Below are 12,721 nucleotides of genomic sequence, written 5' to 3'. Positions count from 1 at the left end.
GATCGCTTCGGAGGTTTATCGCCACCGAGCGGCGACTCCCCGACACAAAACACCGGCCGCCGGGATCGTATGAAGTCGCCTCGAACATCCGAGCGGGAATACCATCCGCCGGCGCAACCAAACCTATGTCCCGACCGAGTGCGGGTGGCTCACGATGGCACCGGACTAGGCCGGACAGGTCTATGAAGTCCGCACCGAGGTCAACCCCCGGAGAGCCTCCAGACGGACATCCGCAGAATGCATCGTCGCCCATGCACCATGCCGACGGGCCACTGCGAACCCACAAACAGTCACGAAACGACACAAAACCAACGACGATCGACGCCCGACCGCAATATTGGGACATGTAACCCCCAACACCTGACGCCAAGACCGCCCGCCGACGGTCCAGCGGTGTAGCCGGCGGACCACCGGCCACACCGAAACCGATCGCCTTACTCCCACTCAATCGTGCCGGGCGGCTTCGACGTGATGTCGTAGACGACCCGGTTCACCTGCGGCACCTCGTTGACGACCCGGTTGCTGATGCGCTCCAGCAACGCGGCAGGCAGCCGGGCCCAGTCGGCCGTCATCGCGTCCTCACTGGTCACGGCACGAAGAACCACCGGGCAACCGTAGGTCCGCTCGTCGCCCTGGACCCCCACCGACCGAACATCCGCGAGCAGCACCGCGAAGACCTGCCAGATCTCGCGGTCGAGCCCGGCCCGGCGGATCTCCTCGCGGACCACCGCGTCTGCGGCACGCACGATGTCGAGCCGCTCGGGCGTCACCTCGCCGATGATCCGCACGGCCAGCCCGGGCCCGGGGAAAGGCTGGCGCCAGACGATCTCCTCGGGGAGCCCGAGTTCCTCGCCGAGGTGGCGGACCTCGTCCTTGAAAAGCGTGCGCAGTGGCTCGACCAGCGCGAACTGCAGGTCGTCGGGAAGGCCACCGACATTGTGATGGGACTTGATCTTTGCCGCGGTCGGCGAGCCCGACTCGATGACGTCGGGATACAGCGTGCCCTGCACAAGGAATCCGATCCTGGCGCCCTCGGCCTCGGCCCGCGCGTCGAGCTCGCGTGCGGCCTCCTCGAAGACCCGGATGAACTCGCGGCCGATGATCTTCCGCTTCTGCTCGGGATCGGTGACACCGGCCAGTGCCGCCGCGAACCGGTCGGCCGCCTTCACGTGCACCAGTTCGACGCCGGTCGAGGCGACGAAGTCGCGTTCGACCTGCTCGGCCTCCCCCGCCCGGAGCAGGCCGTGGTCGACGAACACGCAGGTCAACGCATCCCCGACGGCCCGCTGCACCAACGCGGCCGCCACCGCCGAGTCGACGCCGCCAGACAGACCGCAGATGAGGCGACCGCCGCCCACCTGCTTGCGCACGGCGGCGACCGCCTCGTCGACGATGTTGAGCATCGTCCAGGACGGCCGGCAGCCCGCTCCCGCGAGCAGGAAGTGACGCAGGACGTCCATCCCCCGCTCGCTGTGGACGACCTCGGGATGGAACTGCACGCCGTAGAGGCGACGATCGGGATCCTCGAACGCCGCGACCGGCGTCGACGGGGTCGAGGCGGTCACCCTGAACCCGGGGGGCGCCGCCGTCACCGAGTCACCGTGGGACATCCACACCTGCTGGGAGACGGCGAGCCCGTCGAAGAGCACTCCGGGGTCGCTCACCTGCAGGCGGGTCGCCCCGTACTCGGCGGTGCCGGTACGCGCGACCGTCCCCTCCAGCGCCTGGGCCATCACCTGGTGGCCGTAGCAGATCCCGAGGACCGGGATCCCGGCGGAGAAGAGGGCCGGATCGACCCGCGGGGCGCCCGGCGAGTAGACCGACTTCGGGCCACCCGAAAGGATCAACGCTGCCGGACGGCGAGCCAGGATCTCCGCGACCGGCATATCCCACGGGACGATCTCCGAGTACACATGGCACTCACGCACACGGCGAGCGATCAACTGGGCGTACTGCGCGCCGAAGTCGATCACAAGAACGGTGTCGTATCCGGGATGTGCATCGGTGGAGCCATAGCTGCCACGAGGTGACTCGTTCACTCATCAAGCCTACGGACGCCGACGCGGATGCGTGCCGGGTGGCACGCGTCGCCCGGCGGCGGCACATTGGAGGCGTCTTCGGCTCGTCCGGACGAACCGACCGGCGAAGGACTCGCGAAGTCCATGATGCGTGATCCCATCGAAAGGTCCATGAACGTCCTCACCCGCGATCGATGCGGCCAACCCATCGATCAGCTCGACCCACAGTGCCCACCGAGATGGGCATCGGTGACAAACTCGGGCGCAAACCGCCCACAACTGGCCCGTGACCCACAACGGGCGTACGGTGGGCGCCTTTCGGATGCTCACTACGTCCCGCTAAGGTGCGTTGTGAGGGACATCCGGGCCCGATACCGAGCCATCCTGGTACGACCTGTTCCGGGAGGCTGGCGGAGAGGTTGCGAAGGTACGTGCGCAGACAACCGATGGCCAGCAGCACGGGCATGGCCACAGACCAGCCGCCCATGGCTGCCGCTGGTTCGTCCGTGGAAGACAACGGACACCACGGCGACCAGCCCCCGACGCCGCCACGACCGGAACGAGCCGGTGGGCGCGGCCTTCGTCAGACGGTGACCGACCCGACCAACTGGCGGGTACGCACCAAGCTGATCGCGATTCTCGCCGTGCCCGTCGTGGCCATCCTGGTCAACTCCTCGATCCAGGCGGCCTCCGTGCTGACCAGCACTCGGGACGTCAACCGGATCCGCGACCTCATCGAGATCAACCGATCGGCGTCCACCCTCGTCCACGCCCTGCAGGAGGAGCGGACCTACACCGCCGGCAGGATCGCCTCCAGCGGCAGCAGCAGCGGTGGCGGCAGCGGGAGCAGTGCCGTGGCGTCCGTAGCCGCCCGGCAGACGGCGACGAACGACGCGCTCACCAGCTACCAGAACATCGTCAAGCGGCACCAGGGGTCCTTCGGGCCCGAGGTCCGCAACTCGCTGCGTGACACCACCAACGCCCTGGGCCATCTGGCCAACCTGCGCAAGGCCAGCACCACCATGGCGGACCCGAGCTCGGTGCGCGCCGCATACTCGCCCCTGATCACCTCCCTGATCGACCTGGTGGTCCTGATCCCCCAGGGAAATGACGATCCGACGCTGCTGCGCAGCGTCAACGCCGCCGATCACCTCGTTCGCGCGAACGAGGAAATCGCGACGACGCAGACCCTCGCGTACAGCGTCATCCTGAGCGCTGATCCATTCTCGACCGATGACTACCGCGAGTTCCTCACCGCTCACTCACAGCGGATCGAGTTGGTCCGCGCGTTCGAGGAAGACGCGACTCCCGCTCAGCTCAGCCGCTTCCGGGAGAAGCTCAACCCCGACGAGAGCCTGGACATCAAGAGCACTGATCTCTACACGGAGCAGATACTCGAGGCCACCACTGGCCAAAAGCTCGCGTCTCCGCCGTCAGAGAAGTGGGCTCGAGCCACCCAGGAATGGATCAACCTCAGCTCCGAGGTGGACGCCACCCTGTTCAACGACATCGATGATCGGGTGGACGAGCTGCGCGGCAGCATTCAGCGCGGCGCGCTGCTCTCCGGTCTGCTGATCGTCTTCATTCTCGCCAGCGCCCTGCTGGCGGCCGTGGTCGTCGCCCGGTCGCTGGTCCGGCCGCTGCTCTCACTGCGAACGGCCGCACTCGACGTCGCCGGCCGACGGCTGCCCGAGGCCGTCCGCCGACTGCGCGACTCCAGTGATCAGACCCTCAACGACGACGTCGAGCCGATCGGTATCGACTCCGACGAGGAGATCGGTGAAGTCGCGCGGGCGTTCGACGCGGTCCACCGGGAGGCGGTCCGGCTCGCCTCCGAGCAGGCCGTCCTGCGGAACAACGTCAACGCGATGTTCGTGAACCTCTCCCGGCGAAGCCAGGGACTCGTCGAGCGGCAGCTCCGCCTGATCGACGATCTGGAGAACCGTGAGCAGGACCCGGACCAGCTCGCCAACCTCTTCAAGCTCGACCACCTCGCCACCCGTATGCGGCGGAACAACGAGTCGCTGCTGGTTCTCGCCGGCACGGACACCGCGCGGCGGTGGACCCACCCCGTCCCGGTCAACGAGGTCGTACTCGCGGCCATCTCCGAGGTGGAGCAGTACACCCGGGTCAAGCAGACCGGTGCCGCGCCGGTCTCCATCGCCGGCAGCGGTGTGAGCGACGTCGTCCACCTGATCGCCGAGCTGCTCGAGAACGCCACGTCCTACTCCCCACCGGTCACGGACGTCCTGGTCTCCAGCCACTCACTCGGCCCGGGTGCCGGCGCCATGATCGAGATCGAGGACCAGGGCATCGGCATGCCCGCGAAGGAGCTCGAGCGGGTCAACGACCGCCTCGCCAACCCGCCGGTCGTCGACGTCTCCGTCTCCCGGACCATGGGTCTGTTCGCCGTCGGTCGGCTGGCCAGCCGGCACGGCATCCGCGTCCAGCTGCGCGAGTCCGCCTCCGGCGGCATCACCGCGGTTGTCCGGCTGCCAGCGAAGCTGGTCACCGGTGACAGCGGAGCCACCCCGAGCGGCCCACGCCCGGCCGCCCTCAGCCCGGGCACGGGTGGTCGGGACGCCGCCGCCCTCCCGCCCGCGCGCGGCAACGCCCTACCCCCTGCCCCCGAGCGCAACGGGCTGGGAGCAGGCCTGCAGACCACGAACTTCAGCCCCGTCGTGGATCCTGCGGCAGCCTCGGCGGCCGGCGGCTCCTCGTACGCGCCCGCCAGCAACGGGCTCGGCCGGGACCCCGGTTTCGGGCAGCCGGCGAGCGGGGGCTTCGCCACCCCCGGCGGGGCGTCGCTGTTCGACGGCTCCCGGTCCGACCGATCCGACCGGTCCGACCGCAACGGCCAGTACGCGCGTGACCCTCGCGGCTACCGGGACAACACCTCTGACCGGGCTCCCGCCGGTGCCGAACCAGGCGGCGGCGACTCGACCGGCTCCTACCCGATGCACGGGCGCGGCCCGGAGGACTCCGGCGAGTTCTCCCTGGAGGCCCTCAACTCCGGTCCGCTTCCGCTGCCCTACCGCGACGGCGCCGGCTACGGCGGACCGCACTCCGGCGAGCAGCCCCGCGCCTACGCGCCTCCAACGGGGCGACGTGAGCTGGAACAGGCACCGGAGCCCGGCCCTGACCTCGCCGACACCGGTGGCTTCTCCACAGACACCGGCGGCTACTCCCTCGACACCGGTGGCTTCTCCACGGACACCGGCGGCTTCCCCCTCATGGATGGCCGCTACGACGAGGCACCGCCCTCCGGTCCGCTGCCCGTCGGGCCGGTCACCGGCCCCACCCAGATGTACAGCGAGCCGGACACCGACGCTCTGCAGCGGCCGGGCGGGGTCTTCAACCGGGCGCCCAGCCGACCCAGCCCCGAGCCGAACGACGCGTTCCCCCAGACCGGCCCGAACCTCGCCGCGGCCTTCCGGAGCAACCGGGGGGTGGACCCGACGCAGAGCGGCCCGCTCGCCCGGACCGCCTTCGGGCGCGGAGAGGACACCGGCGAGATCGTCGCGGACGAGCAGGAGGGGGATGACGCCCTCACCACGCCGATCTTCGATTCGGTCTCGGCCTGGTTCCAGCGCAGGACACCTGAGCCCGCCGACGGTGCGGCCAACGGCCAGCAGGCCCCGGTCCGCCCGGGCCCGGTCCGCGGTCAGGGCCCGGCCCGACCAGCGGCCGCATCGGTGTCGGGGACGCCTCTGCCACGGCGGCCCCAGCCGCAGGCACCAGCCCGACCGGGTATGCCACCGGCGGCCGCACCGCGGGTACCGACGCGGGGCGAACCCCTTCTCGAATCCCCCGCTCGGGGGATGCGCCGCCCAGGGGCCGGGATTCCGGCACCCGCGGCGGCACAGGCGCCGCGGCCGATGCCGCAGACCGGGCCGCAGCGTCTGACCCCCACCGGGCCGGCCGCCGGCCAGACCGCCGACGGCTCCTGGTCTTCGGCGGGTGACGAGGGCTGGAAGGCCGCGGAGCAGCTCCGTCAGCCCAGCACCGGCGGCACCACACGGTCCGGACTACCGGTTCGAGTTCCCATGACCCATCTCGTGCCCGGCAGCGCCGAACCAGCGCCCCGCCGGCGTCCCCCCGAGCCGACGACACGCTCGCCAGAGGCTGTCGGTGGACGGCTCGCCAGCTTCTACCAGGGCGTGCGGCAGGGACGTGATGTCGGAGTCGACACCACGAGGAACCCCCGACGTGACGCGCAGGAGGAACGGTGACACCCGTGAGTACCGAGGCTCAGAACCTCAACTGGTTGATCAACAACTTTGTTGACCGGGTTCCGGGCGTCGCCCACACCGTGGTGGTTTCCGCCGACGGACTGTTGTTGGCTGTTTCGGACGGTTTCCCCCGGGACCGGGCCGACCAGCTCGCCGCGGTCGCCTCTGGGCTGGTGAGCCTCACCGGCGGCGCCGCCCGGGTGTTCGAGGCCGGAGCCGTGACGCAGACCGTCGTCGAGATGGAACTCGGCTTCCTGTTCATCATGGCCATCAGCGACGGGGCCAGCATGGCGGTACTCGCCGCGCCGTCCTGTGACATCGGCCTTGTCGGCTACGAGATGGCATTGCTCGTCACCCGTGCCAAGGACGTCCTCACGCCGGCTCTGCGAGCCGAGCTGCAGGGAACGCTTCCGCGGTGAATGTGGGTAGGTCCAGGGAGTCAGGGTGAGCATCGATCCCGAGAACGCGCCCGGACCGGTCGTCCGCCCCTACGCGATGACCGGTGGGCGGACTCGGTCCCGTTACGAGCTCGCCATAGAGGCACTCGTCTTCACAACCCCGCTCGGTGAGGAGCGGGCACTAAGCCTCAACCTGGAGCAGCAGACCATCGCTGCCATGTGCCGGCAGGTGCGGTCAATCGCTGAGATCGCCGCCGGTCTGAGGGTGCCTCTCGGGGTCGCCCGCGTCCTGGTAGGCGACATGGCGGACGAAGGCTTCGTCCGCGTCCACCAGCAGCCGGACCGCGATGAGGCGCCGGATCTCGCGTTGCTCGAAAGGGTTCTCAGTGGCCTTCGAAAGCTCTGACCACAGACGGGTCAACTCCGCCGTCGCCACCACATCGGTCAAGATCGTGGTGGCGGGCGGGTTCGGCGCCGGCAAGACGACGTTCGTGGGCTCCGTGTCCGAGATCGTCCCGCTGCGCACCGAGGCCGTCATGACCGAGGCCGGCGCACACGTCGACGACCTCACTCATCTCGTTGACAAGACCACCACGACCGTGGCGATGGACTTCGGCCGTGTCTCCCTGGACGAGGACCTGATCCTCTATCTGTTCGGGACCCCCGGGCAGTACCGGTTCTGGTTCATGTGGGACGACATCGTCCGCGGTGCGATCGGCGCGATCGTGCTGGCGGACACCCGGCGTCTCGCGGACTGCTTCGCGGCGGTCGACTACTTCGAGCAGCGTCAGCTCCCCTTCGTCATCGGGGTGAACTGCTTCGACGGCGTTCTTCGGCACTCCATCGAGGACGTGCGGGAGGCGCTGCAGATCAGCCAGGCCGTGCCGATCATCACCTGCGACGCGCGCAACCGCGACTCGACCAAGAGCGCGCTGATCGCGGTCGTCGAGCACACGATGTCGCGCGCGGCGGCACGGACCTGACCCGCGGACGACGGATTCGCGGGCCCGGTGCCCGACGCTGACAACGGCGTGGGGGCGTTCCCGATCACGGGAGCGCCCCCACGCCGTTGTCGTGGATCTCTCGAATGGTGGAAAGCGGACGAGCCGGTAAACCGAAAGCCGACCTGGTGGCGGTGGGCCGCGGCTCGGTGGAGCCGCGGACCACCGCCACCAGTCAGCTGTGGTCCACCGGTCAGGTGTTAATGCTCTGCAGGTCGACCATCCGGGTGCTGTCGGCGTCCGCGGCGAGCGTCAGCCCGTTGGCCTCGACGACATGCAGGGCATAGGGGACGCTGGAGGACTGCTGCTTCGTCCACTTCCCGCCGGCCAGCGGAACGGTCGCGACGTTCTTGGGGATTCCGGTGTTCGGGGCGTTGTTGAAGCTGACGTTGCCGACGATCGTGCTCGCCTGCACTCCGGCGATCGCCGCGGCAACCGCGCTGCGGTCGTCGATGGAGTCGACGCTCTCGAGCGCCTGGGCGACGATCTCGAACAGTGCATGGATGAAACCGAGCGGCTGGGACCAGGTGCCCATGTCGAACTCGTTGGCCAGTTCCTCGGCCGTCCGCTTCGTCAGATAGCTGCGGTACTGGAACTTGGGCGACCAGCCGACCTCGGTCGTGAACCCGTCGGCCGCGAGACCGAGCGCCTCCACATCCGTCGGGAAGAGGAGGGTGCTTGACAGGGTGACGATGTGCGGTTTGTAGTCCTTCTCGTTGAGCAGTTTCCAGAACGCCGAGAAGTCGGTGATGCTCGGGTTGCCGGCGATTATCGACACCTTGTTGGAGACGATACCGTCCACGAACGTACCGAACGACTGGTCGCCGACGTTGTAGCGGTGCGTACCGGCAATCTGAAAACCATCGTCGGTGAGCTTCGACAACCCGTAGGCGGCGTTGTTGAAGGCCTCGCCCTCCTGGTTGTTGGGGAGTAGCAGGGCGACGCTGTGCGGGACGTCGAGCGCCCGCCACATCGCCCGGTAGGCCCCCCGGAGCTCCGCCATCCCCCAGTAGACGTGGTACGTCCAGGAGAACGGTGTCTCGGCCTTGCCGCCACGGCTGTAGAACCACGCTTCCCAGGGCACCGAGGTCGAAAGGCAGGGAACGCCCTGCGCCTCACAGACGTCGGACACCGGGTTCACGTTGTCCGCGCCGCCGCCGACCAGGACGATGTCCACGTTGTCGACGAAGATCAGATCGGCCGCGGCCGCGGCCGCGCGGTTCCGGTCGGACTGCCCGTCCCGGACGAAGATCTCCACCGGTAGCGTGTTGCGCCCGACCCGGGTGCCGTCGGCGAAGATGGTGTTCATGCTTTCGACGACGTGGGAGTCCACATCGGCGTAGCTTCGCAACGCCCCGGTGCGCGGGCTGACCATGCCGATGCGCACCTTACGGGCCTCGCCGCCACCGGAACCGCCGCCACAGGCCGCCAGCAGGGCCGCCGCGGGCGCCGCGGCCGCGGCCATACCGGCCGCCTTGAGAATGCCGCGACGATCAACCAGCCGCCAGCCCTCCGGACGCATCTCGACCCGCGGGGCAGCCAGGACCGGCGGTGCCGTTTCCGGCGCCGACCCGATCGGATCAGGGAGGCTGGCACCTCCGTTGACCGAGACCTCCTGGGCGGCGTCCCGCCGCCTGGCACCCGCAACGCGGTCAGACCAGAACATGACACACGATCCTGCCGCATGACCAAAAAATGGAATTCACCGGGTCCATCCCACTCCAACTCCGCCGCGAACGCCAGTGCGCAAGGCGGCCCCTTATGTCGGACTTCTACCGAAAGCCCTCACGGAGGGCAGCAGGTTCGATCCGTGCCGCCAACAATGATCTGTGCCGCGATCCGCGAAGCGCCGATACTCGGCCCTCGCACTCGCATTCCGCACAGCGGGTGCCGCACTCATCAGCGTGCGCTCCGCCGGGCAGCCGCCGTGCCGGCCGGGAACCACTCAGTTCACGTAGCAGTACCGACGCGGCTTGCTCGGATCGTTCGCCACGGGCGCCAGGTAGAGCGTTCCCTGGGCGGCGCCACCGTTCATTTCGGAGAGGAGATGATCGGCCGACACCCCGGCGAGCGGCCCGCCGGTGAACTCGACCCGAGAGATCTTCGAACCCGACCGGTCGCCCTCAGACGGCGATATCGTGTACGTTCCCGGCGTATCGTTCCACGTGTATGTCAGCCCCGCCGCAGGGACGACGAGCACATCCGGGAGCACGTCACCAAGCATGTCGCCATTAGTGGCGCTCTCATTCTGCAGACGGCACCGCCAGGTCCCGTTGACCATGGCCTTTCCCGCGATCGCCTCCTGTGAGGTCGCGACCTGCGCCGCCGAGCTGGGATTCGTCGTCGTCTCCGCGCCCTGAGGCGACTTTTCCCCGCCACCGCCGACGAGCACGGTGTAGAGGCCGACGACCAGCAGCGAAACCACCAGCGCGATACCAAGCGGGCCGATCCACCCATGCCGCAGCCAGGCCAGCCGGTCCTGCGGCAGGCTCGGCTCGTCCGGTTCGTCGTCGAAATCCGCCGGTTCCAGCACCCCGACCGCACGCGTCGCGCGCCGATCGGCGGCGGCGCCGCCACGGGCCGTGCCGCTACCGCCAGCGCTACCGCTGCCGGCACGACCGCCACCACCAGCCGTGCCGCCATCACGGCCACGACCTCCACCGCCCGCCGTGCCGCCATCACGGCCGCGACCGCCGCGGCTGCCACGGCCGGCCTCGCCGTGGCCACCCCGGCTGTCGACGCCGTCGGCAGAATCCCCCCGCGACCTGCCTGCCAGGCCCGCGCCGTCGCCGTCGCGGCCGGCTCTGCCGGCGCCGCGCGCCGCCGACCGGCGATTGGGTGACGGCGGATCCTCGACCTCCGGCGCACCAGTGGCGGCCTTGTTCGCGCGTGCCGCGCGGAACCGACCGGTGGGGGCCGCGTCGGCGGGGCTCTCCTCGGAACGCCCGGGGCCTCGCCGCTGCGAAGGCGCGGAGACCGCCTGCAGGCTGTTGGTGTCCGTCACCGGATTCGGGGTGCGCCGACGGTCAGCCGGCACTCCCCGTGCGCCCGTCCGGCGTACCGACCGGGACGGCTGCCACCCGGAATCATCGCTCGCGTCGGGCTTGCCTCCCCCTCGCCCACGGCGCGTCACCAGCGACGTCATCTCGACCGCGCTCTCGGGACGGCGTTCCCTGCCCGGTCTGGTCACCGGGCCGGCCTTCGGGCTCGTTGCCGCCCGCGGACCGGTGCCGGCTCCGGCATCCGGCCGCGGCGCCGGGGACGAGGAGACTACGCCCGACTCCGCGCCCGCCCCGCCGGAACGCCCCGGCGGCAGCGCCGGAACGCCCCCTGTGTACGGAGGCCGTCCCGTGGTGATGGTGTCCTCGACCGCCGGGCGTGCCGCCGGCGTACGCCACGGGCCGGACGGTGCCGACTGACCGGGCAACCCCGGCTGACCGGGCAACCCCGCCGGTCCGGGGTCAAGGCCCGCCGGACTGGAACGGAGCGGCGGGGTGCCTGGTGCGGACCGCTCCAGATCGCCCCGCCCGACAGCGGGATGGTGACCGGACGTCGCCGTGGGGGCCTGCGCCGCCAGGGGGCGCGCAGGAGTGCTCCCGGCCGGTGGCGCGGCCGCCACGCCACCGGTTGACGGGCCACCGGTCGGCGCACCGCGGGTCGGGGAGAATCCGCTCGGCCCGTGAACGGCTCCGGGGTCGGTGCCATAGCCGCCTGGACCGCCGAGGCGGTAGCTCGTCTCCAGGCCGGCCGAACCGTACTGGCCGGCAGCCGGCGCCGGCGTGTGCTGACTCCAGCCCGTGTCAGCACGGCCCTGATAGCCATCGTGAGGTCGTTGCGACGGCTGGGAATGCCCGCCGGTCGACGGGCCGTGCCGCGGACGGTCACCGGTCAGCGGATCGCGGCCCAGCTGGCCGCCGGCCGCCGGGCCCGGCCGTTGGTGACCACCGGTCGGCGGGCCCGGCCGAAGGTGACCACCGGTCGATGAAGTCTCGCGGGGCGGCAGGGACGCCCCCATTTGCTGGCCCGCACCCGACCCGTGCCCGTTCCAGGGGTCCACGGTGTTCTGCCCCGCCGTACCAGCCGCACCCGCCGCGCCGGCCCCGCTGTCGGGCCGCGCCGGGTAGCCGGTCACCGGCCTGGGAAAACCACCCGTCTGATCGAGCCGCAGCGGCGCACCGCTCCTCGGCCCGCTCTGCGCCTGTGGCGGCGCCAGGTCGGACGTGTTCGGACGAGGCGGCTGGTAGCCGTTGTATCCGACCGGTTCGGCGCCGCGGCCCGGCCCGTCCAGTGGCGCGGGCTGCTCCGCGGGACGTGCCGGATAGGCCGACGGAAGAGCGAAGCTCCCGGTGGCGGGGTTGAGTCCACCCGACGAACCGGTGCTGTCACCGGCAGGAAGCCAGCCCTGCGAGGACGTGCTCGGGTCCGGGCCGCCGATACGCACCGATCCGGTGTCGGGGCTGATCGGACGAACCGGCGGGAAGGCCCCGCTCTCCGTCGGGTACCGCGGTGGTGGTGTCGGCTCGACATACGTCTGGGTGGCCGGCCCGTAGCTCGGAGGCACCGGGAATCCGCCGGTGGCCGGCCGCTGTGGGTCGAGATCCGGTCGGACTGCTCCGACGTCGACCGCCGGCACGCCACCGCTCCAGGTGGAGCTGACATCGAACGGATCACTGCTGCGAGGTGCGGCGCCACCGACCACGGGACCGCCACCGACCGCAGGACCGCCGTCGACCGCAGAACCACCACCGGGCGACATGCCACCGGAGACCATGGGCCCGCCGACGATCGGACCATCGACGACCGGACCACCTGTCAGCGGGGAGCTGCCGCTCACATCGCGGTCGACGTCCCGCCAGGGTGTGACATCCCAGCCGACGTCCGCGGTCGCGGGCGGCCGGTAGGTGGTCGACTCCTCCGGCTCCCCGACACGTTCGACGGCGAAGAAGTCATCGTCGCGACGACCGCCGGCTGGTCGGTCCGTGCTGCCTGCTGTCACGGATCAATCACCCGCCTGCCGCCACGAGGGTTGGGCTCACGTGCCAGCGCCAAGCCCGCGCCCATCGTTGTCGCCT

At 70.3% G+C, this 12,721-nt stretch carries 7 protein-coding genes; 4 read left to right on the top strand and 3 right to left on the bottom strand.

The window, feature by feature from the left end; genetic code table 11:
* Nucleotides 1-434 precede the first annotated feature (434 nt).
* Entirely contained in the window at nucleotides 435-2,039 is a 1,605-nt protein-coding gene (guaA, locus tag AWX74_RS04360) for a glutamine-hydrolyzing GMP synthase (protein WP_091271720.1), read from the bottom strand.
* Between the two features lie 425 nt (nucleotides 2,040-2,464).
* On the opposite strand from guaA, the gene AWX74_RS04355 reads away from it, so the two are divergent.
* The 4 genes from AWX74_RS04355 to AWX74_RS04340 are packed head-to-tail and all read left to right on the top strand — an operon-like array spanning nucleotide 2,465 to nucleotide 7,631.
* On the top strand, nucleotides 2,465-6,250 hold the full coding sequence (locus AWX74_RS04355) for a nitrate- and nitrite sensing domain-containing protein (protein ID WP_091271719.1): 3,786 nt from the start codon (nucleotides 2,465-2,467) through the stop codon (nucleotides 6,248-6,250).
* Nucleotides 6,247-6,669 (top strand): roadblock/LC7 domain-containing protein, encoded by a 423-nt coding sequence (locus tag AWX74_RS04350; protein WP_006541597.1) that lies wholly within the window; start codon nucleotides 6,247-6,249, stop codon nucleotides 6,667-6,669. The genes AWX74_RS04355 and AWX74_RS04350 overlap by 4 nt, the downstream gene beginning before the upstream one ends.
* Nucleotides 6,670-6,694: 25 nt before the next feature.
* On the top strand, nucleotides 6,695-7,054 hold the full coding sequence (locus tag AWX74_RS04345; protein WP_006541596.1) for a DUF742 domain-containing protein: 360 nt from the start codon (nucleotides 6,695-6,697) through the stop codon (nucleotides 7,052-7,054).
* The gene (locus AWX74_RS04340) at nucleotides 7,035-7,631 is read left to right on the top strand and encodes a GTP-binding protein (protein ID WP_035952152.1); all 597 of its coding nucleotides are present in this window, start codon (nucleotides 7,035-7,037) and stop codon (nucleotides 7,629-7,631) included. The genes AWX74_RS04345 and AWX74_RS04340 overlap by 20 nt, the downstream gene beginning before the upstream one ends.
* 211 nt (nucleotides 7,632-7,842) lie before the next feature.
* Here AWX74_RS04340 and AWX74_RS04335 read toward each other — a convergent pair whose 3' ends face one another.
* On the bottom strand, nucleotides 7,843-9,315 hold the full coding sequence (locus tag AWX74_RS04335; protein ID WP_091271717.1) for an ABC transporter substrate-binding protein: 1,473 nt from the start codon (nucleotides 9,313-9,315) through the stop codon (nucleotides 7,843-7,845).
* A gap of 279 nt (nucleotides 9,316-9,594) precedes the next feature.
* Complete coding sequence (locus AWX74_RS39405) at nucleotides 9,595-12,645, bottom strand: hypothetical protein (protein ID WP_091271714.1); 3,051 nt, start codon at nucleotides 12,643-12,645, stop codon at nucleotides 9,595-9,597.
* Nucleotides 12,646-12,721: the final 76 nt, after the last annotated feature.

The sequence above is a fragment of the Parafrankia irregularis genome, assembly GCF_001536285.1.
Classification (GTDB): Bacteria; Actinomycetota; Actinomycetes; order Frankiales; family Frankiaceae; genus Parafrankia; species Parafrankia irregularis.
This window is presented reverse-complemented; position numbering and strand designations above follow the sequence as displayed.

Excerpts from the sequence above, each read along its gene's own strand:
- AWX74_RS04355 (WP_091271719.1), top strand. The coding sequence starts at position 2,465 with ATGGCCAGCAGCACGGGCATGGCCACAGACCAGCCGCCCATGGCTGCC.
- AWX74_RS04335 (WP_091271717.1), bottom strand. The coding sequence starts at position 9,315 with ATGTTCTGGTCTGACCGCGTTGCGGGTGCCAGGCGGCGGGACGCCGCC.